The organism is Sphingopyxis sp. JAI128, from assembly GCF_014207235.1.
Classification (GTDB): domain Bacteria; phylum Pseudomonadota; class Alphaproteobacteria; order Sphingomonadales; family Sphingomonadaceae; genus Sphingopyxis.
This window is the reverse complement of the sequence record NZ_JACHDA010000001.1, coordinates 1-23,237: the sequence shown is the minus strand read 5'-3', so window position 1 is coordinate 23,237 and position 23,237 is coordinate 1. Positions and strand designations below refer to the sequence as shown.

Below are 23,237 nucleotides of genomic sequence, written 5' to 3'. Positions count from 1 at the left end.
TCCCGCCATGCGTCCCTCCCGCGATTTTCGGGAACAAGCCTAGCATTGGGTGCGCCCCGGCGAAAGCCAGGGATCGCGGCGGCTATTTCAGCAGCACCAGTTCCTCGGCCATGCTGGGGTGCAGCGCGACGGTGTTGTCGAAATCCGCCTTGGTCAGCCCCGCCTTCACTGCGACGGCCGCTGCCTGCAATATTTCGGGCGCATCGGGGCCGATCATATGCAGGCCGACAACTTGGTCGGTCGCGGCGTTGACGATCATCTTGTACAGCGCGCGCTCGTTGCGGCCGGCGAGGACATTTTTCATCGCGCGGAAATCGCTGGTGTAGACACGGACCGAGCCGAGCTTGTTGCGCGCCTCTGCCTCGGTCATGCCGACCGCGCCGATCGGGGGGTGGCTGAACACCGCGCTCGGCACATTCTGATAATCGACCACCGTCGGCTTGCCGCCATAGAAGGTATCGGCGAAGGCCTGACCCTCGCGGATCGCGACGGGCGTGAGCTGGATGCGGTCGGTAACGTCGCCGACCGCGAAGATGCTCGGCACCGACGACTGGTTCCGCTCGTCGACCGTGATCGCACCCTTGTCGTCGAGCTCGACGCCGACCTCTTCCAGCCCGATCCCGCGACTGTTGGGAGCCCGCCCCGCAGCGAGCAGCACCGCATCGGCCTGCATCGGCTCGTAGCCTTCGAGCATCACCGTCAGCGATCCATCGTCATTCTTCTCGATCGACTCGAACGGCGCGTTAAACTTGAAATCGATCCCCTTGGTCATCGAAATCTGGAGCAGCCGGTCGCGGATCTGTTCGTCATAACCCCGCAGGATCGTGTCGCCGCGATTGACGATTGTCACCTTGCTGCCGAATTCGTTGAAGATGCCGGCGAACTCGTTGGCGATATAGCCGCCGCCTGCGATGATGATGCGCTTCGGCAGCGTTTCGAGGTGGAATACCTCGTTCGATGTGATCGCATGTTCGCTGCCCGGAAATTCGGGGACGTGCGGCCAGCCGCCTGTCGCGATCAGGATGCGTTCGGCGGTAAGCTCGGTCCCGTCGGCCAGGCGCACTTTCTGCGGCCCGGCGACCGTCGCGCGCGTTCGGAGGACGGTCACCTTGTGATTGTCGAGCGTCTGGCCGTAGAGGCCCTCGAGCCGGTCGACCTCGGCCAGCACATTGTCGCGTAGCACCGGCCAGTCGAACTTGCAGTCGGGGACGTTCCAGCCGAACTTGCGCGCGTCGTGGATATCTTCCGCGAAATGGGCGCCGTAAACGAGCAATTTCTTGGGCACGCAGCCGCGGATCACGCAGGTCCCACCGACCCGATACTCCTCCGCCACCGCAACGCGCGCGCCGTGCGATGCCGCGATGCGCGACGCGCGCACGCCGCCCGAGCCCGCACCAATAACAAACAGGTCGTAATCAAACTCGCTCATAGGGAACCCCTGATATGACGGTCGCGTGCTTGTTCGCGCTCGGCGCCTATGTGGTTACACCGGCGCGGCTTGCCAATCGAAATTTGCGCTCAGTGTCAGCGATGCACGCTCAATCGCCGAGCGCCGCCCGCATCAGGGCCTGCGTCGCGGCATCGAACTCGACCGTTCCTTCGGCAAGCCCTTTCGCCATTTCCTTGCCCAGCTCGACCCCGAACTGGTCGAACGGGTTGATGCCGAGCAGCACGGCGTTGGCGAAGACGCGATGCTCGTAGAAGGCGATCAGCGCCCCGAGGCTGCGCGGTGTCACCTGATCGAGCAGGATCGTCGTCGAGGGGCGGTTGCCCGGGTAGTTGCGGGCGCCATCCTCGCTTGCACGTCCCGCCATCAGCGCCGCGCCCTGCGCGATACAATTGGCCACGAGCGTTTCGTGATGCGCATCGTCGAGCAGGTGATCGGGCTCGCGCGCGACGACAAATTCGACCGGGGTCAGATGCGTCCCCTGATGCAGCAGCTGAAACACCGCATGCTGCGCGTCGGTGCCAACACCGCCCCAGGTAATCGGCGCGGTCTGTTGCGCAAGCGGCTGGCCATCGAAAGTCACCGACTTGCCGTTCGATTCCATTTCGAGTTGCTGGAGATAATCGGGAAGCAGGCGCAATCGTTCATCGTAAGCGAAGACCGCGCGCGTCTGGCAACCAAGCCGGTTCGCGTAAACCTGATCGGCGAAGGCCGCGAGCAGGCAGATATTGTCGGCGCCGTCGGCGAGGCGGAAATGGCGGTCCATCTCGGCCGCCCCTTCGAGCAGGTCGGCGAAGGCGTCCCAGCCCAATGCGAGCGCCGCGGGAAAGCCGATCGATGACCAGAGCGAATAGCGCCCCCCGACGGTTTCACTGAACGGCAGGATGCGCGTTTCGTCGATCCCCCACTCCATCGCGCGCTCGGGCTTGGCGGTCAGCGCGATAAAGCGGCCGAGCGGGTCTTCGACTCCCGCCTCGTCCAACCATTGAAGCGCCGAATTGGCGTTGAGCAACGTCTCGGTCGTGGTGAAAGTCTTCGATGCGACGGCAATGAGCGTATGTTCGGGGCTGAATTTCGCGAACGCTTCGTCGAGCGCCGCGCCATCGACGTTCGACACCACGGCGACGTCGTAACGGTCGCTGTGGCGACCGAGCGCATCGACCAGCAGGTCGGGGCCAAGCGCCGATCCGCCGATGCCGATGTGGAGCAGATGGCGGATCTCGCCGAACGCCCCCGCTTCGATCGCGTCGATCATCATCCGCATTCGCTGATGCAGCGCCTGCGCGACATGTACCGATTCCGGCGCCCCCTCGCCGCGTTCGGCGCTATGTTCGGCCGCGCGTCCCTCGGCTGGATTGGCGATACCGCCGGCGAAGAGCGTTTTCCGGCGTCCCTCGAAATCCTGCGCCGCCGCAAGATCCAACAGCGTTGCGATTGCAGCGTCGTCGAGATGCGTCTTGGCGAAATCGAAGCGGATATCCGCGACGCTCCGCACCAGCGCCTGCAGCCGCTTTTGCGGATCGGCGGCGACCAGTTCAATCAGCTTTTGCGGCTGCCAGTCGGAAAGAGCCTGCCAGGCCTGAGTGGCGGTCGTCATGCGCATATGTCCTCGACGGAGTGAATCTTCCGACTTTCTCTAAGCCCACGCTTCCTCGCACGCCAGTGCCGTCCGCCGATATTCGCTTGACGTGGCAACCTATTCATCGCCAATGCGCGGCATGACCAACGCCAGCTTTACCGCCGATGTGACGCCCCCAACCGAACCCGCGCCGTCCGCCCCGACCCCGGCGCCAGTGTCCGCGAAGGAAGAAGCCGTCGACACCGTCCGCTTCCTCGCGCTGCTCGCGATCGCGGTCCTGATCTTCCGCAGCTTTTTCCTGTCGCCGTTCAACATCCCGTCGGAATCGATGCAGCCGCGCCTGCTGATCGGCGACTATCTGCTCGTGAATAAGATGGCCTATGGTTATTCGAAATACAGCCTGCCGTTCAGCGTTCCGCTGATCCCGGGTCGCATTTTCCCGCGCACGCCCGAACGCGGCGATGTCGTTGTGTTCAAGGCGCCGCCGGTCAACGACAATGATTATATCAAGCGCGTCATCGGCCTGCCCGGCGACAGCGTGCAGGTAAAGGACGGCATCGTCTGGCTGAACGGCAAGCCCCTGAAGCGCGAAGCGATGCCCGATCTTGTCATTCCGGTAACGCCGAACATGATCGACGCATCGCGCGCGACAGGCACGCTGCCCTGCTATTCGCCCGAGTTCGAAGAAATCACCGCCGATGGTCAGCGCCAGTGCCGCTATAAGCAATTTCGCGAGACGCTGCCCAGCGGCAAGAGCTATGCAATCCTCGACATCGTCAACATTCCCGAGGACAATACACCGCTCGTCACCGTTCCCGCCGGCCATTTGTTCCTGATGGGCGACAACCGCGACCGCAGCGCCGACAGCCGCTTCCCCGCGATGGAAAATCAGGGCATCGGCCTTGTGCCCGAAGAAAATCTGGTCGGCCATGCGCTCGTCGGCATGTTCTCGACCGACGGGTCGGCCAGCTGGATCAACCCGATCAGCTGGTTCACTGCCGCCCGCTGGAGCCGCATCGGGGACGGTTTTTGAACGATCCCCTCGACACCGGAGCGCTCGCCGGCATCATCGGCGGCGCTCCGGGCGATCCGGCGCTCTACGATCTGGCGCTGACGCACGGAAGCACCGGACGCGCCGATTATCAGCGGCTCGAATTTCTCGGCGACCGCGTGCTCGGGCTCGTGATCGCTGCCGAACTCTACACACGCTTCCCCACCGCGAGCGAAGGCGAAATGTCGTCGCGGCTGCATGTGCTGGCGTCGGGAGCTACCTGCGCCGCGGTCGCGCGCAAGATCGACCTCACCGCGCTCATTCGGTTCGGTGCGCAGGCGCGCAACGATGGCGGGCGCTACAGCGACAATATCGCCGCCGACGCGATGGAGGCCCTGATCGGCGCGCTCTGGCTGGACAAGGGCGCCGATGCCGCGCGCCGTTTCATCCTCGCGCACTGGGGCGAGATGATCGACGGCCAGCAGGCCGCGCCCAAACATCCCAAGGCGGCGCTGCAGGAATGGGCACTCGCACGCAAACGCCGCCCGCCCGAATATGAGATCGTCTCGCGCGAGGGACCCGACCATGCGCCGCGCTTTCGCGTCGCGGTGAGCGTCGGCAAGCTCGCCCGCGCCGAAGCCGAGGGCGCGTCGAAACAGGCGGCCGAGAAGGCCGCGGCGGCGGCGCTGCTCGCCCAACTTGAAGGAATGAAGCCATGACCCGCACCTGCGGATTTGTTGCTGTCGTTGGCGCGCCCAACGCGGGCAAGTCGACCATCGTCAACGCTCTCGTCGGCCAGAAGGTCGCGATCGTCAGTCCCAAGGCGCAGACGACGCGGACGCGCCTGATGGGCGTCGCGATGGAGGGTGACGCGCAGATCGTGCTGATCGACACGCCCGGCATCTTTGCCCCGACGCGGCGGCTCGACCGCGCGATGATCGCTGCCGCCTGGGGCAGCCTCGAAGAAGCGGAAGCGATTCTCGTGATGGTCGATGCCGCGGCGAAGCTGACGGGGCGCGTCGAGCGCGTGCTCGAAGGCATCGCGAACCGGCCCGAGAAGAAATATCTGGTGCTGAACAAGGTCGACCTGACCAAGAAGGACAAGCTGCTGACGATCGCGACCGAGCTCAACGGCCGGGTCGCCTTCGACGAAACCTTCTTCATTTCGGCCAGCAGCGGGGACGGCGTTCCCGAACTCAAGGCGCATCTTGCCAAACTGATGCCCGAGGGGCCCTGGCATTTCCCCGAAGACGAGGTCAGCGACGCGCCCGAACGCATGCTCGCGGCCGAGATCACCCGCGAACAGCTCTATCGCCAGCTTCACGAAGAATTGCCCTATCAGTCGACAGTCGAGACCGAGCTGTTCAAGACTCGTCCCGACGGCAGCGCCGAGATTCACCAGCAGATCTTCGTCGCGCGCGACAACCAACGCGCGATCGTGCTGGGCAAGGGCGGCAGCCGGATCAAGGAAATCGGCGCCCGCGCCCGCGCCGAGCTGACCGAGCTGATGGGCCGCAAGGTCCATCTGTTCCTGCACGTCAAGGTCAAGGAAAATTGGGACGAGGACCGCGGGGTATACCGCGACATGGGGCTCGACTGGGTCGACTGAGGGGAGAAGACTATGCAGAGGCCGCCATCGATCATCTGGTTCGAAAGATTTTTCTGGGGATCGATCCTCATTGGCTTTCTCTCCGCCGGCTTCGCTTGGAAAGACATGGCGCGCGAGATCGAACGCGACGCGGCGATGATGAGCGCGACCACAGGGCTCGTCTTTTTGGGGTTCGTTCTTGCTATTACCGTCGGGATTTCGATCGCCTTCTGGTATTTTATCGCGCGCCGCGGCAGCAATGTCGCGAAATGGATTTACGTCGTGTGGACGGGCCTCGGCAGCCTGTGGACGCTCGTCTCGCTCTTCGACCCCGCTGCGGTTCGCGGCGCCGCGCTGGTCGCGTCGCTGATTTCCACGCTGCTGACCCTGGCGTCTATTGCCTGCCTGTTCCGCGCCGACGCGGTTGCCTGGCTGACCGGGAAAGCGCCGGTCGACCCCGGCATCTTCAGCTAGGTCGCTAAATCCGCCGGCAATCGTCAGGCGGCGACTGCCCATCGAAGCGCGCGCCGATCCAGCCGATCGTCTCTCCCGCGCTGTCCTTAGCGCTCGCGCCATGGTCGCCGGTCATGTCGATCCAGCGCACGCGCGTCCGCCCCCGGCACACCGCTTTCGCGAATTTGCGCGTCACCGCGGGGGCGACGATCGTGTCGCGGCTGCTCTGGGCGATCAGCAGCGGCCCGGGTACGCGCGCGGGGTCGACGCTGTTCGCGCGCGCGAAGGACCCGAAGGGCTCGATCTTGGCGATGTCCTTGTTCTTCGTCGCACGGGCGATGGTGAGGATGCCGAGGATCGTGCCGAGCTTGGGTTTCTTGTTGAAGCTGACGCAATTATTCTCGGCGAGCCGGCGGATGATGCCCTGGTTCGCGCGGCCGGTGATACCGTCCTGCGAAAAGCCGTAGAGACTCGACCAGCTATGCAGCGCGAAAGACAGAAGCAGCGCACGCGCATTCTTGTCGCTCCCCTCGCGCAGATTGGCGGCGAGGTCGGTCGGCGGCGCCGCTGCGGCGGTGCCGACGAGGGTCAGGTCGGGAGCGTAGGACCGCGCGTGCGTCGCGGTCCACAGCGCGGCATGGCCGCCCTGCGATTCGCCCCAGACGGCAAAGTCGCTGCCCGCCGCTGCCCCGGGGATCTCGCGTGCCGCGCGCACCGCATCGAGAACCGCATTGGCGGTGTCCGGGCCAACGAGAAAGGGGTGCATCGTCGGGCTGGCCAGCCCGATATAATCGGGCGCGACGACGACATAGCCGCTACGCACCGCATCCATCCCCGTCGAATATTCGAAGAAATTGGGGCTGAGCGACGGGGCACATCTTTCCGCCACCCCCCACGCCCCATGCGTCCAGGCGATCACCCGGCGCGGGCGCGGCGGAACCGCCTCCATCGGCGCGGCGACGATGCCGGTGACCGCGAGGCGCTGGCCGTTGCCGTTCGTCGTCCAATATTGCACGCGCCACGCCCGTGTGCCCAACGGTGTGTCGGTCATCGGCTCGGCCGCGATCAGGTAACGCGACGCCTGCGCCGCCGCGAGCGGCGACAGCGCAAACAGGATGGCGAACAGGACTACGGCATAGACATGGCGCATCGAAAGACCTCCCGATGCGCCACCCTATCACGGCTCTTCTGCGACGCAAACGCCGCAAATTAACGCTATTCGGCGGCCTTCTTCTTCGCCGACGCTTTCTTGGCCGCAGGCTTTTTCGCGGCAGCCTTTTTCTTCGGCGCAGCCTTCTTCTTGCCCTTTGCGGGCCCCTTCGCCGCACGCGCGTCGATCAGCGCGATCGCCTCTTCGAGCGTGAGCGTCGCCGGATCGGAGGTCTTGGGCAGCGTTGCGTTGGTCGTGCCGTCGGTAACATAGGGACCGAAGCGCCCTTCCATCAGCTTCATCTCGCCGCCGCTCGTCGGGTGCGGGCCGAAGGTGTTGAGCGGTTCGGCCTTGGCCCGCCCCCGTCCACCGCCCGCCGCGGCTTCGGCGATGCGGACGACCGCGGCATTCATCCCGATGTCGAAAATTTCGGCGGTGCCCGTCAACTTCGCATATTTGCCGTCGTGGAGCAGATAGGGACCGTAGCGCCCCAGCCCCGCCATGATCGGCTTGCCGCTTTCGGGATGCACGCCAACCTCGCGCGGCAGACTCAAGAGCCGCAGCGCATAATCGAGATCGAAATCCTCGCCCGGAATATCCTTGGGAATCGACGAGCGCTTCGCTTCCTTGCCGTCGCCGAGCTGGATATAAGGACCGAAACGCCCGCTACGCTTTGTGACTTCCAGACCGCTTTCGGGATCGTTGCCGAGCGTTTCGGGTCCTGTATCGGCGCCGTCGCTGCCGCCCGGCTGCGCGAATTTGCGCGTATATTTGCAGTCGGGATAATTGCTGCACGCGATGAACGGCCCGAATTTGCCGCCGCGCAGCGCCAGGCGCCCGGTTCCGCAGTTGGGGCAGAGGCGCGGATCGCTGCCGTCGCCCTTGTCAGGGAAGAGATAGGGGCCGAGGAACTCATCGAGCGCAGCAGTGATTTCCGACGGCTTCTGCTCCATCACTTCGCCGGTGCGCGGCTTGAAATCGCGCCAGAAGCGTTCGAGCACCGCCTGCCACTGCGCGCGGCCACCCGAGACGTCGTCGAGCTCTTCCTCGAGCCCCGCGGTGAAATCATAGCCGACATAGCGTTCGAAGAAGCGTTCGAGGAAGGCCGTCAGCAATCGTCCGCTTTCCTCGGGAATGAAGCGGTTCTTCTCGACTGTCACATAGGCGCGGTCCTTCAGCACCTGGAGGATCGAGGCATAGGTCGACGGGCGCCCGATACCGAGCTCTTCCATCTTCTTGACGAGGCTCGCTTCCGAATAGCGCGGCGGCGGCTGCGTCTCGTGGCTTTCGACCTCGACGCCGGTTTTGGCGGGAGCGTCGCCCTTTGCCATCGCGGGCAGCAGGCGCGCATCGTCATCGTCGGCACTATCGTCGCGGCCTTCGTCGTAAAGCGCGAGGAAGCCCGGAAACTTTACCACTTGCCCGGTCGCGCGCATCACCGTCTTGCCGGTGCCGTCGGTGAGGTCCACGCTCGTGCGTTCGAGCCGCGCCGACGCCATCTGGCTCGCCAGCGCGCGCTTCCAGATCAGCTCATAGAGGCGCGCGTGGTCCCCGCTGCCTGCCTTGTCCTTGCTAAAATCGGTGGGACGGATCGCTTCGTGCGCTTCCTGCGCATTCTTTGCCTTGGTCTGATACTGCCGCGGCTGGTCGGGAACATAGCCGCCGTCGTAGCGTGTCGCGATCGCCTTGCGCGCCGCACTGATCGCGCTGCCGTCCATCTGGACGCCGTCGGTCCGCATGTAGGTGATCGCGCCATCCTCATAGAGCGCCTGCGCGATCCGCATCGTGTGGCTCGCCGAGAAACCGAGCTTGCGCGCCGCCTCCTGCTGCAGCGTCGAGGTGGTGAAGGGCGGCGGCGGGTTGCGCGTCAGTGGCTTGGTCTCGACAGTGTCGACGGTAAAATGGCCCGCCTTCACATCGGCTTCGGCGGCAAGGGCATCGGCTTCGTTCGTGATCGACAGCCGCTCGATCTTGTCGCCCTTCCACCGCGACAGCCGTGCCCTGAACGGCGTGCCGCCCATCTCGAACAGACCGGTCACCGACCAATATTGCTGCGCGACAAAGGCTTCGATCTCGCGCTCGCGCTCGACAACCAAGCGCAGCGCGACCGACTGCACGCGCCCCGCCGACTTGGCGCCGGGCAGCTTGCGCCACAGTACCGGCGACAGGGTGAAGCCTACAAGATAGTCGAGCGCGCGGCGCGCGCGATAGGCGTCGATCAGATCGGTATCGAGCTCGCGCGGATGCGCCATGGCGTCGGTCACCGCCTGCTTGGTGATCGCGTTGAAGGTCACGCGATCGACCGACTGCGGCAACGCCTTCTTGCTTCGCAGCAATTCCTGTACATGCCAGCTGATCGCCTCGCCCTCTCGGTCAGGGTCAGTCGCGAGGATCAGACGGTCGGCGCCCTTGGCGGCGTCCGAAATTTCCTTCAGCCGCTTCGCCTTGTCGGGATAAAGCTGCCACTGCATCGCAAAGCCGTCGTCGGGATCGACCGAGCCGTCCTTGGGCGGCAGGTCGCGGACATGACCATAACTCGCCAGGACCTTGAAATCGCGGCCGAGATATTTCTCGATCGTCTTCGCCTTTGCAGGCGATTCCACAATTACCAATTGCATTGAAAAATTCGTTCCCCGAAAACTCTTACGTACGTACGCGCGAGGGTGGCGGGCGCCCTGCCCTTCCGTCAAGAGGATATCGGAGCGCCCGGGCCGGAGATTTTCCGCGAAGCGCTCCGAGCCGCCCGACCAGCAATGTATTTGGCGGACTCGCCGCCTTCACCACTCCTGCTTCATAAGCCTCGGCTTGGCGGTGAACTGGAATTTGCGTGTCTTTCCGAAGCGCGGCAGCCCGATATTGGCCGCCGCCGCGAGTCCGGCTACGACATTCGCCGTCGATTGCACCGCCTTCGCGGCGCCGGTCGAGGCGTCTGCCTCTTCTACAACTCGCCCTCAACCGAGACCGGCGCCTCATCGCGTCAGCTGTTCTGCCATTTGAAATCGGCGGGAAGGATACATTTACCCGCATCATATTTGCCGACGCTGCGGATAATCTCCCGGTCTTCGGGCTCGATCCGGCGACCGCTGATCTGGCTATCGATCACGCGGCGGACAAGCGCATCGAGCTTGGTCACGAGATAGCAGTCGACCGCCGGCGGCGCGTGCGGATTGCCCACCCCGCTGTCGTCGGTCAGGAACAGGTAGCGCGACTGGGTCGCCGCCGCCATCGCCCGCATCGCATATTCGGCCTTGTCGGCGACGCCCGAGGCCGCGACGGGAGTGATATGGATGCGTTTCGCGCGCGCCGCTTCCGCGGCGGCCCATGTCCGCCCGAACCGGTCGTCGTGCGGCGGCGCATCGGCGACGAGCAGCAGCGACTTCACCGCATCGGGGCGCCAGTCCTGCCCGATGGCGCGGATCATCGCCTGGTCCATCGCTTCGGGATAATCACCGCCGCCATTGGCATCCTGCCGTGCCAGCACGCCCTGCACGCGCCCGATATCGCGATCGAACGCCACGGTCCGCGTAACATAATCGTCGCTCAGGTCGCGGTAGAAGACAAAGCCGATCCGGATGTCGAGATCGCGATGCTTCGCAGTGATCGCGCCGATGATCGAGCGCAGCTCAGCCTGTAGATAATTGATCTCGTCGCCCATGCTTCCGGTCGTGTCGACGACGAGCATCAGGTCGAGCTTGGTCACCTTGGTCGCCGCCTGGTTTGCGGTGAGCCCGACGAGTTGTCCTCCCGCGGCGTTGGAGACCAGCACGGGGCGCGCGTCGGCGATGCTCCGCCCGGCCTTGCGCGCCGAAACGCTGATCCGCTCGCTCAGCCGGTCAAGGCCGGGGAAAAAGACCGTGCTGCCGTCGGCCTGCGTCGCCATTGTGATGCTGTTGCCGTCGCTGCATGTCACGACAACGTCGGCAAAAGGGACCGGCTGGCCGTTGCGATCATTGACCTTGACCGTCACGACGCGCGTGGTGTCGACGCGTGGCAGGCTGCGCACCTCCTGCCCCAGATCGCCGCTGCGCCCGACATAGGCGGCATAGAGCTCGGGGTTAAGCAGATCGTCATGCTCGCCTGCGGTCAAAATGCCGGACTGCGGTTGCGGCCGCGGATAGGGACGCGGCGGCACGACGCCGGGAGCAACGCGCGAAAAGTCCGACGACGAGCCCGCGGGCGGCGGGGACGCCCCGGCTGTGGCCTCGCGGGCCGTGCCGTCAACCCGCGAACCGGTTACCACGACATCGCGCGCGGACTCCTCGTATATCGGCGACGGCGAGGGCGGCGGCGGAGGAGGCGGCGGCGCCATGGTCGGCATCGCCTCGGCGCGCGTACGCTTGCTGCCCTTCGTCTTGATTCCGCCGCTCGATTGCTGCTGTTGCGGCCGCGCCTCGGGCCCGAGTTGCGGCAGGGAGCCGGCATTGCGGCAATAGCCGTGTTCGCCGGTCGTAGAGCTATATGCCATCGCCGCAGGAATGGGTGGCGGCGCGGCGGCTATAATCGCGACCATCGTAACGCTCGTCATGAAACGGCTACGCATCATCAATCTCCCCGCCATGTGACACAATATCATCAAGCTGTCGCCCTGCCGCTGAACCGTGGCTGAACCGCGATGAAGCGTTATTTACAGCGAGTCATGATGCTATGCGCCGGATCACAGGAGCGAAATTTTTGCCCCTGCATGGCGTTCGACGCGCCCCGCCAGTTCGAGTTCGAGCAGAATCAGTTGCACGGTCGACGCCGCCTGTCCCGATTGCCGAACCAACTCGTCGACCGCGACCGGGGTCGGCCCGAGCAGGCCGACCAGAGTTCGGCGCTCGCCGTCCCCGGCGTCGGACGATGGAAGCGCGCCAGCATATCGCGACGGCGGCTCTCGAACCATACGCGTATCGATCGGGCCGACCGCTTCCAGCACATCGTCAACGGTCTGGACCAGCGTTGCGCCTTCGCGGATCAACAGGTTGCAGCCCTGTGCGCGCGGATCGAGCGGCGAGCCCGGCACCGCCATCACCTCTCGGCCATAATCGCCGGCGCGCCGCGCCGTGATCAGCGATCCCGATTTCGGCGCCGCCTCGATCACGACCGTTCCATGCGCCAGCCCCGCGATAATCCGGTTGCGCGACGGGAAATGCCGCGCGAGCGGTTCAGCGCCCGGCGGCTGTTCGGCGATCAGCAGCTGATCGCTTGCGATCTTTTCCTGCAGCGCGGCATTTTCGGGCGGAAAGGCAATATCGATTCCGCTCGCGATCACGCCGACCGTCGCTCCGCCAAGCGCGCCGACATGCGCCGCCGTGTCGACCCCCCGCGCCAGGCCGCTGACGACCGTTATGTCGCGCGCCGCCAGATCGGCGGCGAGTTGCCGGGCGAAGCGGCATGCGACCGCCGAAGCGTTACGTGCACCAACGATCGCCACGCACGGCTGGCGCAGCATTGCGGTATCCCCGCGCACCACCATGACCGGGGGCGCGCCCTCGACCTCGCGCAGCAATGGCGAATAATCCCGGTCGTCGCTGAAGACATGCCGGGCGCCAAGCGCTGCGACACGCTCGACCTCGCGCTCCGCGATGTCGAGCGGCGCGATTCGCGGACGTCCCGCGCCGCCGCGCAGGACAAGGTCGGGCAAGGCATCGAGTGCGGCTTCGCCCGATCCGAAGCGTGCCATGAGCTGGTGCCAGCTTACGGGTCCGACGTGCGGCGTGCGGATCAGCCGCAGCCGTGCGAGCCGCTCGGCGTGAGTCACGCAGGCTCCTTGCTGGCGCCGACCCGCGGCTCGGTTCCAGCGCGCAACCGCGCGATATTTTCGCGGTGCCGCCAGAGCACGATCACCGCGAGCCCTGCCAGACCGATCGCATAGACCGGATAACCGAAGGCCAGCGCGGCAACCGGCGCCGACACCGCACCCAGCATCCCGCCCAATGACGAAATACGCGCAAGCAATACGGTGCCGATCCACACGACGGCGAAGACCAGTCCGATCGGCCAGGCAAGCGCGAGCGCGAGGCCGAGCAGCGTTGCAACTCCCTTGCCGCCGCGAAAACCCAGCCAGACCGGATAGCAATGGCCGATCATCGCCGCCGCACCGGCGATCATCGCGGCGTGGTCGCCCAGTTCGGGGACAAAGTGCCGAGCGAGCAGGACCGCGACGGCGCCCTTGGCCCCGTCGAGGACCAGCGTCGCCGCCGCCAGCCCCTTCCGCCCCGTACGCAGCACATTGGTCGCGCCGATATTGCCCGACCCGATCCGGCGCAGATCGCCCGCGCCGAACAGGCGCGTCACGATCACGCCAAAAGGGATCGAGCCGAGAAGATAGCCGACCGCGACCAGCAAAAACAACGCCATAGAAATCCCCGCTCCGTCTCAGCCTCACGCCGGTTCGGTCAATGTGGCGATGTTCGCCGATGCAATCAATCGATTAGCACGCCGGCCCCGCCAAAATGGATTTGATAGACGATGCCGCTGCCTGCTAGGCGACGCCGATGCACGTCCCCGCTCCCGATGCGCCCATCCTTTTCTTCGACAGCGGCCTTGGCGGGCTCACCGTGCTCGGCCCGACCCGCGCGCTGCTACCGACCGCGCCGATCGTCTACGCCGCCGACTATGCCGGGCTACCCTATGGGCAGAAGAGCGAGGCTGAACTTGCGGCACGCGTGCCTGCGCTGCTTGGTCGGCTTGTCGAACGCTACCAGCCGCGGCTCGCCGTTATCGCATGCAACACCGCCTCGACGATTGCTCTCGCGCATGTTCGCGCCGCGCTCGACCTGCCGATCGTAGGCACGGTGCCTGCGATCAAGCCGGCGGCCGAAATGACGAAAAGCGGTGTGGTCGGCGTGCTCGGGACCGAGGCCACAGTGCGCCAGCCCTATGTCGACGATCTCGGCACGCGCTTCGCGCGCGGCAAGACTGTCCTGCGCCACGGCAGCCCGGGGCTCGTCACCGGCGCGGAAGCGAAGCTGCGCGGCGAGGCGATCGATCCCGACGTCATAACGCGGGCGATCGCGGGCCTGCGCGACCAGCACGGCGGCGATACGATGGACGTGATCGTCCTGGCATGTACCCACTTTCCACTGTTGCAAGAGGAATTGCAGGCCGCGGCAGGTCCCGATGTTCGCCTGATCGACGGCGCGGCGGGTATCGCGCGGCGCATCGCGCACCTGACTAAGGGCCAGGAATGGCCCGATCGGTACGCACCCGGCATCGCGGTGTTTACGCGCAGCAAGGACCGACCGCCCCCGCCGCTCGCTGCGCTCGCTCCCTATGGCATCGGCGTGATCGAAACCATCTGATAGGACGATTTGCCCAAGTGCTGCGAATCGTTCGCACTGGCTTTCTGAAGTCTTCGGCGTTATTGGCCCGCGTGTTAATAGCCGCCGGAGGGAGCGGCCGAACAGCTTGGACTGGCACCTGACTGCGGGGCTGAAACGTGAATTACAACGATATCTTCGCACGCGCGATCGACCGGCTGCACGAAGAGGGGCGCTACCGCGTCTTCATCGACATCCTGCGCAACAAGGGCGCGTTTCCGAACGCACGCTGCTTCGCCGGCCACAACGGGCCGAAGCCTATCACCGTCTGGTGCTCGAACGACTATCTTGCGATGGGACAGCATCCCAAGGTTATTGAGGCGATGGAAGAGGCGCTGCACGACGTCGGCGCCGGTTCGGGCGGCACGCGCAACATTGGCGGCAACACGCATTATCACATCGACCTCGAGCATGAACTGGCCGACCTGCATGGCAAGGACGGCGCCTTGCTCTTCACCTCGGGCTATATCTCGAACGAGGCGACGCTCGGCACGCTTGGCAAGCTGCTGCCGAACTGCATCATCTATTCGGACGAGCTCAACCACGCATCAATGATCGCGGGAATCCGCAATTCGGGCTGCGAAAAGCGCGTGTGGCGCCACAACGATCTCGATCATCTCGAGGAACTGCTGGCCGCCGACGACCCCGAGGCCGCGAAGCTGATCGCCTTCGAGAGCGTCTATTCGATGGATGGCGACGTCGCCCCGATCCACGCGATCTGCGACCTTGCCGAAAAATATAACGCGCTCACCTATTGCGACGAAGTCCATGCCGTCGGCATGTACGGCCCGCGCGGTGGCGGCATCACCGATCGCGACGAGGCCGCGAGCCGCGTCACGATCATCGAAGGCACGCTCGGCAAGGCATTCGGGGTGATGGGCGGCTATATCGCCGCCGACAAGAATATCGTCGATGTGATCCGATCCTACGCGCCGGGCTTCATCTTCACGACCAGCCTGTCGCCCGTGCTCGTCGCGGGCGTGCTCGCGAGCGTGCGCCACCTCAAATCGTCGAGCGTCGAACGCGACGCGCAGCAAGAAGCCGCCGCTTACCTGAAGCAGAGCTTCCGCGACGCGGGCCTGCCGGTGATGGATTCGACGACGCACATCGTCCCGCTGATGGTCGGCGACCCGGTGCGCGCGAAGAAGATCAGCGACATTCTGCTCGCCGAATATGGGGTCTATGTGCAGCCGATCAATTTCCCGACCGTACCGCGCGGCACCGAACGCCTGCGCTTCACGCCCGGGCCGGCGCATGATGAAGCGATGATGCGCGAGCTGACGAGCGCGCTCGTCGAAATCTGGGACCGTCTCGAACTGCAGCTCCAGAAGGCCGCGTGAAACCCGCGCCCGCTTACGACGAGGTCGTCGTCGGGCGGCGCTCGATCCGCGGCTTTCTCGACAAGCCTGTCCCGCGCGAGTTGATCGCCGAGATTCTCGAGGTCGCGATGCGCGCGCCTTCATCATTCAACAACCAGTGCTGGAACTTTGCGGTTGTCACCGGCAAGCCGCTCGCCGCCATCCGAAGGGGCAATACCGACGGCATTCTTGCCGGAAAGCCCGACAGCCGCGAATTTCGCCGCTTCGACGGCATCGCCGATGACCACCGCACGCGCCAGATCGAGATCGCCAAGCAATTGTTCGGCGCGATGGGAATCGCGCGCGAAGACAAGGATGCGCGGCAGGATTGGGTGCTGCGCGGTTTTCGCCAGTTCGACGCGCCGGTCAGTGTCGTCGTGACGTACGACCGTGTGCTGCTCGGAAGCGACATCGCGCCGTTCGACTGCGGCGCGGTCACGAACGCGCTGGTCAACGCCGCCTGGTCGCGCGGGCTCGGTTGCGTAATCAACAGCCAAGGGATCATGCAGTCGCCGGTCGTGCGCGAACATGCCCAAATCCCCGACGATCAGGTGATCATGATCTGCGTCGCGATGGGCTGGCCCGATGCCGATTTCCCGGCGAATGCCGTGGTGTCGAACCGCAAAAGCGTCGACGAAGCAGTCCGGTTCGTCGGTTTCGACGACTGATTCGCCAGCGACAGCCCCTCCGCGAGGCGATAGGTAAGGCGTGAATCCTACGCCGTCGAAGAAGGATCGCCATGCCTGCAACGCGTTACAGCTATACCGCCATCACACTCCATTGGCTCATCGCGCTGCTCCTCGCTTTCCAGATCGCGCTCGGCTGGACGCTCGAAGGGGATAATGGCCCCGAACTCTTCGCGCGTTATCAGCTTCACAAATCGGTCGGTATCACGATCCTGCTGCTCAGCCTCGCGCGGCTGGCGACACGCCTGTTCACGCCGCGACCGCCCGCATCCGAGGGTCCGGCGTGGACGCGCATGCTCGCGAATACCGTCCATTGGCTCTTCTACGTCGTCATGATCCTCGGCCCGCTCACGGGCTGGCTGCTCGTCTCGACCGCGCGAGTGCAGGTCCCGACGCTGCTATACGGGATCGTCCCTTGGCCGCACCTGCCCATCGGGCGCGCTTGGCATGAACCCGCCGAAAGCATCCACGGCGCGATGGCGTGGCTCGCGATCGGATTGTTCCTGCTCCATATCGCGGGCGCGCTTCGTCATCAGTGGTTGCTCGGCAAGCCCGAACTCCAGCGGATGATCCCCTTTGCACGCGGGAAAGCGGGAGGCGCCGCGACCGGCGCGCTGGCGCTCGTCGCCGCAACCTTTGCCGTCGGCACCATCATCTATCCCGACAAGAGCCAGCCTTCCGCGAAACCCGGTGCGGCGCAGGCGGCCGCGCCGATCGTGCCCGCAGCGCCAATCGCCGCCGAACCGGCAGCCGCCGACATGGAAAGCGAAAAGCCTGCACCCGAAGCCGCAGCCGAAACCGAAGCCGAGGAAAGCCGGCAGCCGCTCGCCGACTGGACGGTCGCCTCGGGCGGCCGGCTTGGCTTCACCGCCCGCTGGAACGGCGAGGCGGTCGACGGCCGCTTCGGCCGCTGGCGCGCCGCGATCCGGTTCAGCCCCGACGACCTGCCCAAATCGGCCATCCGCGTCACCGTCGACCTCGCCTCCGCCGACACCGGCGACGGACAGCGCGACGATTCGCTGAAGGGCAGCGATTTCTTCGACAGCGGCACGCACCCCAAGGCCGTCTACACGGCACGCGACATCCGGCACCTCGGCGGCGAGCGCTACGAGGCGCGCGGCACGCTCGACCTGCGCGGGGTGGAAAAGCCGACAACGCTACGCTTCGCTCTCCGCATCGACGGCGACCGCGCGCGGGTGGCCGGTACTGCCCGGATCGACCGCACGGCGTTCGGCGTCGGTCAGGGCGAATGGGCGGCGACCGATGCTATTGCCGCCCGCGTCGATATCGATTTTTCGTTCAGCGCGACGCGCCCTGCGTCCTGAATTCCTCAGCCCGGCGGCCGCATCATCCCCCAGAAATGCGGACCGCCGCCGGCGATGTCCCATTCGGCTTGGGTGACGAAGCCCAGCCGCTCGTAAAGCGGCACATTTTCGGACGTCGCCGTTTCGAGCCAACATGGCATCGCTTCGGCGTCGGCCACCGCCGTCTGTGCCCGGATGATCCGTCCGCCGTGGCCCTTGCCCTGATGCGCGGGACGCACGCCCACATAATGGAGATACCAGAAGCTCCCTTTCGGCCGGTGTGCGTCGATGCTGCCCTGCACGGACAGCCCGCGCCGCAGCGCCAAGCCGAAGGTTGCGACTAGCGGGACGACCGTACGCAGGAATTCCAGGCCGCCGCTATGCGCTTTCCCCGGCGCGCGCCACAGTGCCGCCGCTTCGTCGCCCGCCGCACGCAGCGCCAAGCCCGCGCGCATGTCGGCGGGAATGAGCGTCCGGAAAAGGCTGCGCAAGGCACGCGCGCGATGACTCGCATCGGGCAGGATCCAAGACAGCGCCGGATCGGTCTGAAATGCCTGTGTCAGCGTTTCGGCGACCGCGGGCAGTTCGTCGTCCCCCGCAGGCAGGATCGTTTCGGTCATCGCGCCTCCGTAGGGGAACAGAGCAGGCGCCCTGCCGCTTGGCAAGGCTCAGCGGGGATGCCGGTCGATCCGGAGCGACCAGGCATAGCCGCGATGAAGCCGGGTCACCGATAGCCGCCCGCCGATATCATTCGCCGCCTCGCGTGCCGCCTCGATCAGAAAGGCGCGCGGAGACACGTGAAAACGCGCCAGCCAGCCGAACAGGGCGGCGCGGAACCAGCCGGGCATTTCCTCCTGCTGGCCGAAATCGACAATATGCAGGGAGCCATAGGCCGACAGGTGACGCACGGCCTCGCGGATCGCATCCTGCCATTCGGGAATCATTGACAGCGTGTAGCTCTGAAAGATGCGATCGAACCGGTCGATCCGAAACAGGCTGTGCGGGTCGAAGCAGGTCGCGTCGGCTTGCGCTACGCTCACGCGCCGCCCCAGCCCGGCGCGCGCGATCGCCGCGCGCGCGGTTTTCAGCATCTCTTCGGAAATGTCGATGCCGTGGAAATGCGCCCCCGGCCAGCAGCGCGCGGCGGCAATCAGGTTGCGCCCCGTGCCGCAACCGATTTCGAGCACATGTCCGCCTGCAGGCGGCATCAATTCGTCGATCAACCGGTCGCGCCCCAGCAGGTAATATTTGCGCGTCAGGTCATAGATATGACGCTGACCGCGATAAACGCCATCCATGAGTGCGGCATGCCCCTCCCCCGCCATCATGCTCAGCCTTTCAGGATATAGAGGTGGACCCCGCCATAAATCGCGGACCGATCGCGCCGTGTATAACCGCGCGAGTCATCGGCGCGATAATCCCACCGCCCCAACAAGGTTTCGGGGAGCCGTCCGGGCAACAAGCTCGGCTCGGCAGCGGTGCGGAACAGGACGCGGGCGCCGGTTCGCGCCGTGCGCGTGACCTCGGTCCACAATGCGATCAATTGCGCGTCACTCATCCAGTCCTGCGCGTCGAGGAAGATATAGCGGTCGAAGCTCGCATCCCCGGAAGCGGCGAGCATGTCGGTCATATTCGCGTGCAACATCGTTACCCGCTCGGCGCGAATCTTGACCGCCTCGTAATTGGCTTCCTGCAGATAGGGGGGCAGAGGGGCTTCCGCGCCCCGCCCATATCCGCGGCCAAAGGCCTGCCAGGCGAAATAATTATCCTTGAGGTCGAAATCGCAGCTCAGTTTCTGAAGCCGCGCGCGTAGCACATCGGCCATCGGCTTGCCGCCCGCGAGCGCGTCATATTGCGCCGGCGGGATGCCCAGCCCGAACAGCGACGAGCGTTGATCGGTGACCCAGCGGACGAACTTCCTGTCGAAGAAGGGCGCGAATTTCGTTTCGAAAATGCGCCGCTGCTCGTCGATGTCGCGCGCGTCGAGCAGCAGGCGCGGATCGACCTTCATCATACGAGCGAGCAGGTGCGCGGCCCCGATGAAATGACCGAGCAGCCCGCGCTTGTAGAGCCCCGTCGCAAAGCCGTTGATACGGCGGCGTCCGATCAGGTCACGCCCTTCCCAATAGCGGCGACTCACTTCGTCGAGGTGCGGACGGATATGGCTCCGATAGGCAGCGACATTGTCGCGGCTATCGGCGTCGGCGAAGAAGCGGCGAAAGCTCGGATAGTCGGGAAGCCGTACCGCCGCGGTGCGTTTCAAATTATTGAGCGCAACATGCGCGGTATTGAGGTCGACCGCGACGACCTCCGCCGGATCGGCGGTGAGGTAGGAGAAGACGTTGCAACCGCCGCTGGCGATCGTCGTGATGCGATTGCCGGGCTGGATGTCCAGCGCCTCCATATCCACGACCGGATCTTCCCATATCTGCGCATAGACGAGCCCCCGGAAGGCCAGCGCGAAGGCGCGGTCGAGCAGGCGCTGCGTCGGCTCGGCATCTTCGCGAACGACGGCGGCGGCGATCTTGCGATTGGGCTGACTGGCCATGGAATCGAGTCTCCCGGAACAAGGTGGGTCCGGGGCCGCGCATGCCAGAAGTCGATGCTGTTCTCGCGTCAGTTCGTTTACGAAATGAAGACAGCGAAGAAAAAACCGTTCGTCGTTCCCGACTTCGCGGGCACACCATTATTATAACCCGCTTGAAGTTTCGATTTAAGGCGAGAAGATGCCTTGCTTGGCGGGTTCGTTTGATATGTTGTACTCGTCGAACGTTTTGTGGGTGTTCCCCTAACGCTGGTCAGTCGGGCGGGTTATGCTTGGCGAGGAAGCGTTCGATCGACATGAGCAATGTCATCCGGTCGGCTTCCCGCGTAAAATAATGGTCGGCAAGCGGAACCGAGATAAATTCGACAGCCTTGCCCGCCTTCGTCATGGCGGAATACATGCGTGCCGACTGAGCATGGTCGACCGTCACGTCCTTCTTTCCATGGATCAGCAGCAGCGGAGCTTTGATCCGCGCTATGGCGTTGATCGGGGAAACTGCCGCGAAGTCGGGGGTCATTTTCTGCCACTGCCCGCGATAGAGGCGCTCGCGTATCATGCCGCCGAAGTCGTTGACTTCGCGGCGGAGGTTGGCGACGCCGTTGATCGAGACCGCGCAGCGATAGAGGTCAGGGTCCTTCGCGATCCCCCACATCGCCGCGTAGCCGCCATATGAGCCGCCGACGATACAGACACGTTTGGGATCGGCGATCCCTTCCGCAACGGCCCAGTGCACGCCGTCGGTAATGTCGTCCTGCATCGCGAAGCCCAGCTGTCCCTGGCCGGCCTTTTCGAAGGCAATTCCGTAACCGGTCGATCCGCGGAAATTGGGCTGGAGCACGGCGTAGCCGCGCTCGGCAAGAAACTGGGCCCAATAATCGTAGGTCAGCGTGTCATGCCCCCACGGCCCGCCATGCGGCATGACGACGAGCGGCAGATTCTTGCTGCTCCGCCCGCGCGGCATCGTCAGCACGCCTTCGATCTCCAGCCCATCGCGTGCCTTGTACTGGATCATCTTGACCCGCGAGAGACGCTTGCCGTCGAGCGTATCGTTCATCGCTGCCAGCTTGATAAGGTCGCCGGTCACCGTATCGTAATAGAAGAGCAGGCCCGGATTGTCGGGCGTGCTGAACCGGACGAGCAACTTTTTTTGATCGTCGCTGAAGCTTTGAACCCGCACGACCGAATTCGGCGATGCCGCTTCAAGCGTCTTTTGATGAGCGGCCATCGCCGGATCGAGCCAGCGCAGCGGCGTATCCCGATCGCTTGTGCTGACCCCGAGCAGTTTTGATCCGTCGGACGCCATCAAAACGCGTTCGACATCCGCTTCGTCATCGGCATAAACCGTTCGCACGTCCTTACCGGTCGGAATGTCGATCTCGACGACTGCTGATCGACCGCTTGCGTTCTCCTTGATCACGAAGCCGCGATTGCTGTCGGGGACGAAGTAAAAGGGATGGTCAGTTCCTCTTCGTCACCGAGTTTTGCGCTGTCGATGACACGCAACGCGCGTTCACCGCTCGATCGGAAGAGCAGGGTCGATTTGGTCGTCGCGTCGCGATAGCCGATGCCGAAACGCACGCGGCCGAGATGATCGGCGCCCCAGTCGATGACATCGGTCCGGCCCTTTTCGACTACACGTTTGCGCCCGGTCGCCACGTCAACCCGATAAACCGCCGGCCAGAAGCCAGGGGTGTTGCCGTAGATCGAGCTTTGAGCGGCAACGAGTATCTCCTTGCTGCCATCGGTTGGCATCCACAGAACATCAGAGGCATTCTGCCCGCCAAGGTCCCACAGGAGCTTGGTTATCTTTCCGGTGCCGCGGTCGATGCCGATCAGGCGCGATATATACCAGCGATCGGTCTCGACCGGCAAAAGCGCGGATAGGCCCACGACGACATTGTCGTTGCCAACCCAGCGAATCCAGGCAACCTGGGTCTGATCCGGAACGGCGATCACGACCACCTTGGACCTGTCGCCGACGATCGGCATCATCATGATGCGCTGCTCGCCTCCGATCCCGAAGAGTCCCGCCAACTGGGTGCCGTCGGGCGACAGCTCCACATCTTCGACAAAGGGAAGCTCGGCAAAGGCACTGACCGGCAGGGGAATAAAGCTACCGGATTCCGTCGGTTTCATATTGTCCGCGAGCGCTGGCGTGCCGCAGGCGGAAAAGAAAAGCGCGGATAGAATTATCTTGTATCGAGTTCGCGCGGTCGCGTGAAATCGTTGCCCTGTTTTACACCGCATTCATGCCCCCAATTTATTGCTCGCAACAAATTACCTATCACCAGCCACTGGAATGGAAAGGCCCGGTGCGTTACTCGCACGCCGAAATATGATCATTGGATAATCTGGATAGGGGCGGCACTAGGGTCAGGACCCATTGATTTGAGGCAGCGATTATGATTCAGGCGGCCGGGAAGGAGCCTGAATTTGAGCGATTTATTCTGGCTGACGGACGAGCAGATGGCGCGTCTTCAGCCCTATTTTCCGAAGAGCCATGGCCGCAAGCGTGTCGATGACCTGCGGGTTTTGAGCGGCATTATCTTCGTCAACCGCAATGGGCTGAGGTGGCGCGATGCGCCGAGAGAATATGGCCCGGCGAAGACGCTCTACAATCGCTGGAAGCGGTGGAGCGACAAAGGCGTCTTCATCCGCATGATGGAGGGCTTGGCGACACCGCAGGCGCCAGAGCGCAAGACGATCATGATTGACGCGACCTATTTGAAGGCCCACCGCACGGCGTCGAGCCTTGGGGTAAAAAAGGGGGTCCGGGACGCCTGATCGGCCGGACGAAGGGCGGTATGAACACCAAACTTCATGCCGTGACCGATG

General features: G+C 64.5%; 20 protein-coding genes and 1 pseudogene. 9 read left to right on the top strand and 12 right to left on the bottom strand.

The window, feature by feature from the left end:
• Positions 1–82: 82 nt before the first annotated feature.
• Together gor and pgi are read right to left on the bottom strand one after the other, a co-directional pair.
• Positions 83–1,429, bottom strand: a complete 1,347-nt coding sequence (gor, locus tag HDC35_RS00105) for a glutathione-disulfide reductase (RefSeq protein WP_184642862.1) — start codon at positions 1,427–1,429, stop codon at positions 83–85.
• A gap of 109 nt (positions 1,430–1,538) precedes the next feature.
• A complete protein-coding gene (pgi, locus tag HDC35_RS00100; RefSeq protein ID WP_184642861.1) occupies positions 1,539–3,044 on the bottom strand; it encodes a glucose-6-phosphate isomerase in 1,506 nt (501 codons plus the stop codon).
• A 196-nt stretch (positions 3,045–3,240) separates the two neighbouring features.
• On the opposite strand from pgi, the gene lepB reads away from it, so the two are divergent.
• Genes lepB through HDC35_RS00080 form a run of 4 tightly spaced genes read left to right on the top strand, consistent with a single transcriptional unit; the run spans position 3,241 to position 6,079 of the window.
• Complete coding sequence (gene lepB, locus HDC35_RS00095; protein ID WP_184643853.1) at positions 3,241–4,059, top strand: signal peptidase I; 819 nt, start codon at positions 3,241–3,243, stop codon at positions 4,057–4,059.
• Positions 4,056–4,736, top strand: coding sequence for a ribonuclease III (gene rnc / locus HDC35_RS00090; protein WP_184642860.1), 681 nt, complete (start codon positions 4,056–4,058; stop codon positions 4,734–4,736). The genes lepB and rnc overlap by 4 nt, the downstream gene beginning before the upstream one ends.
• On the top strand, positions 4,733–5,626 hold the full coding sequence (era, locus tag HDC35_RS00085; protein ID WP_184642859.1) for a GTPase Era: 894 nt from the start codon (positions 4,733–4,735) through the stop codon (positions 5,624–5,626). The genes rnc and era overlap by 4 nt, the downstream gene beginning before the upstream one ends.
• Before the next feature lie 12 nt (positions 5,627–5,638).
• The gene (locus HDC35_RS00080) at positions 5,639–6,079 is read left to right on the top strand and encodes a hypothetical protein (protein WP_184642858.1); all 441 of its coding nucleotides are present in this window, start codon (positions 5,639–5,641) and stop codon (positions 6,077–6,079) included.
• 4 nt (positions 6,080–6,083) lie between these two features.
• Here the strand turns inward: HDC35_RS00080 and HDC35_RS00075 are convergent, their stop codons facing one another.
• The 5 genes from HDC35_RS00075 to plsY all read right to left on the bottom strand — a co-directional run bounded on the left by HDC35_RS00075 (position 6,084) and on the right by plsY (position 13,547).
• Positions 6,084–7,208 carry a lipase family protein gene (locus HDC35_RS00075; protein ID WP_184642857.1) on the bottom strand — a complete coding sequence of 375 codons (1,125 nt, stop codon included), beginning with the start codon at positions 7,206–7,208 and terminating at the stop codon, positions 6,084–6,086.
• Between the two features lie 65 nt (positions 7,209–7,273).
• Positions 7,274–9,826 (bottom strand): type I DNA topoisomerase, encoded by a 2,553-nt coding sequence (topA, locus tag HDC35_RS00070; RefSeq protein WP_184642856.1) that lies wholly within the window; start codon positions 9,824–9,826, stop codon positions 7,274–7,276.
• 359 nt (positions 9,827–10,185) lie between these two features.
• Positions 10,186–11,751 (bottom strand): VWA domain-containing protein, encoded by a 1,566-nt coding sequence (locus tag HDC35_RS00065; RefSeq protein ID WP_260397363.1) that lies wholly within the window; start codon positions 11,749–11,751, stop codon positions 10,186–10,188.
• Between the two features lie 111 nt (positions 11,752–11,862).
• Positions 11,863–12,948 (bottom strand): DNA-processing protein DprA, encoded by a 1,086-nt coding sequence (gene dprA / locus HDC35_RS00060; RefSeq protein WP_184642855.1) that lies wholly within the window; start codon positions 12,946–12,948, stop codon positions 11,863–11,865.
• Complete coding sequence (gene plsY, locus HDC35_RS00055) at positions 12,945–13,547, bottom strand: glycerol-3-phosphate 1-O-acyltransferase PlsY (protein ID WP_184642854.1); 603 nt, start codon at positions 13,545–13,547, stop codon at positions 12,945–12,947. Before plsY ends, dprA begins: the two co-directional genes overlap by 4 nt.
• A 137-nt stretch (positions 13,548–13,684) precedes the next feature.
• Here plsY and murI point away from each other — a divergent pair, with 137 nt between their 5' ends.
• The 4 genes from murI to HDC35_RS00035 all read left to right on the top strand — a co-directional run bounded on the left by murI (position 13,685) and on the right by HDC35_RS00035 (position 17,878).
• Positions 13,685–14,491 (top strand): glutamate racemase, encoded by an 807-nt coding sequence (gene murI, locus HDC35_RS00050; protein WP_184642853.1) that lies wholly within the window; start codon positions 13,685–13,687, stop codon positions 14,489–14,491.
• 137 nt (positions 14,492–14,628) lie between these two features.
• Entirely contained in the window at positions 14,629–15,849 is a 1,221-nt protein-coding gene (gene hemA, locus HDC35_RS00045) for a 5-aminolevulinate synthase (RefSeq protein ID WP_184642852.1), read from the top strand.
• Positions 15,846–16,535, top strand: a complete 690-nt coding sequence (locus tag HDC35_RS00040; RefSeq protein ID WP_184642851.1) for a nitroreductase — start codon at positions 15,846–15,848, stop codon at positions 16,533–16,535. Before hemA ends, HDC35_RS00040 begins: the two co-directional genes overlap by 4 nt.
• A 71-nt stretch (positions 16,536–16,606) precedes the next feature.
• Entirely contained in the window at positions 16,607–17,878 is a 1,272-nt protein-coding gene (locus HDC35_RS00035) for a YceI family protein (protein ID WP_184642850.1), read from the top strand.
• A gap of 5 nt (positions 17,879–17,883) precedes the next feature.
• Here HDC35_RS00035 and HDC35_RS00030 read toward each other — a convergent pair whose 3' ends face one another.
• The 5 genes from HDC35_RS00030 to HDC35_RS00010 form a co-directional block, all read right to left on the bottom strand.
• Positions 17,884–18,477, bottom strand: coding sequence for a GNAT family N-acetyltransferase (locus tag HDC35_RS00030; protein ID WP_184642849.1), 594 nt, complete (start codon positions 18,475–18,477; stop codon positions 17,884–17,886).
• Positions 18,478–18,525: 48 nt separating this feature from the next.
• The gene (locus tag HDC35_RS00025; protein WP_184642848.1) at positions 18,526–19,185 is read right to left on the bottom strand and encodes a class I SAM-dependent methyltransferase; all 660 of its coding nucleotides are present in this window, start codon (positions 19,183–19,185) and stop codon (positions 18,526–18,528) included.
• A 2-nt stretch (positions 19,186–19,187) separates the two neighbouring features.
• Positions 19,188–20,405, bottom strand: a complete 1,218-nt coding sequence (locus HDC35_RS00020) for a DUF3419 family protein (RefSeq protein WP_184642847.1) — start codon at positions 20,403–20,405, stop codon at positions 19,188–19,190.
• 250 nt (positions 20,406–20,655) lie between these two features.
• A complete protein-coding gene (locus tag HDC35_RS00015) occupies positions 20,656–21,819 on the bottom strand; it encodes a S9 family peptidase (protein ID WP_184642846.1) in 1,164 nt (387 codons plus the stop codon).
• On the bottom strand, positions 21,816–22,538 hold the full coding sequence (locus HDC35_RS00010) for a hypothetical protein (RefSeq protein ID WP_184642845.1): 723 nt from the start codon (positions 22,536–22,538) through the stop codon (positions 21,816–21,818). The genes HDC35_RS00015 and HDC35_RS00010 overlap by 4 nt, the downstream gene beginning before the upstream one ends.
• Before the next feature lie 297 nt (positions 22,539–22,835).
• On the opposite strand from HDC35_RS00010, the pseudogene HDC35_RS00005 reads away from it, so the two are divergent.
• Positions 22,836–23,237, top strand: a pseudogene (locus tag HDC35_RS00005) (IS5 family transposase); the annotation flags it as partial.

What these genes read in the sequence shown, in the direction of transcription:
- gor (WP_184642862.1), bottom strand. Translation starts at nt 1,429, where the DNA reads ATGAGCGAGTTTGATTACGACCTGTTTGTTATTGGTGCGGGCTCGGGC.
- pgi (WP_184642861.1), bottom strand. Translation starts at nt 3,044, where the DNA reads ATGACGACCGCCACTCAGGCCTGGCAGGCTCTTTCCGACTGGCAGCCG.
- era (WP_184642859.1), top strand. Translation starts at nt 4,733, where the DNA reads ATGACCCGCACCTGCGGATTTGTTGCTGTCGTTGGCGCGCCCAACGCG.
- HDC35_RS00080 (WP_184642858.1), top strand. Translation starts at nt 5,639, where the DNA reads ATGCAGAGGCCGCCATCGATCATCTGGTTCGAAAGATTTTTCTGGGGA.
- HDC35_RS00075 (WP_184642857.1), bottom strand. Translation starts at nt 7,208, where the DNA reads ATGCGCCATGTCTATGCCGTAGTCCTGTTCGCCATCCTGTTTGCGCTG.
- topA (WP_184642856.1), bottom strand. Translation starts at nt 9,826, where the DNA reads ATGCAATTGGTAATTGTGGAATCGCCTGCAAAGGCGAAGACGATCGAG.
- HDC35_RS00065 (WP_260397363.1), bottom strand. Translation starts at nt 11,751, where the DNA reads ATGATGCGTAGCCGTTTCATGACGAGCGTTACGATGGTCGCGATTATA.
- plsY (WP_184642854.1), bottom strand. Translation starts at nt 13,547, where the DNA reads ATGGCGTTGTTTTTGCTGGTCGCGGTCGGCTATCTTCTCGGCTCGATC.
- murI (WP_184642853.1), top strand. Translation starts at nt 13,685, where the DNA reads ATGCACGTCCCCGCTCCCGATGCGCCCATCCTTTTCTTCGACAGCGGC.
- HDC35_RS00035 (WP_184642850.1), top strand. Translation starts at nt 16,607, where the DNA reads ATGCCTGCAACGCGTTACAGCTATACCGCCATCACACTCCATTGGCTC.
- HDC35_RS00030 (WP_184642849.1), bottom strand. Translation starts at nt 18,477, where the DNA reads ATGACCGAAACGATCCTGCCTGCGGGGGACGACGAACTGCCCGCGGTC.
- HDC35_RS00025 (WP_184642848.1), bottom strand. Translation starts at nt 19,185, where the DNA reads ATGATGGCGGGGGAGGGGCATGCCGCACTCATGGATGGCGTTTATCGC.
- HDC35_RS00020 (WP_184642847.1), bottom strand. Translation starts at nt 20,405, where the DNA reads ATGGCCAGTCAGCCCAATCGCAAGATCGCCGCCGCCGTCGTTCGCGAA.
- HDC35_RS00010 (WP_184642845.1), bottom strand. Translation starts at nt 22,538, where the DNA reads ATGAAACCGACGGAATCCGGTAGCTTTATTCCCCTGCCGGTCAGTGCC.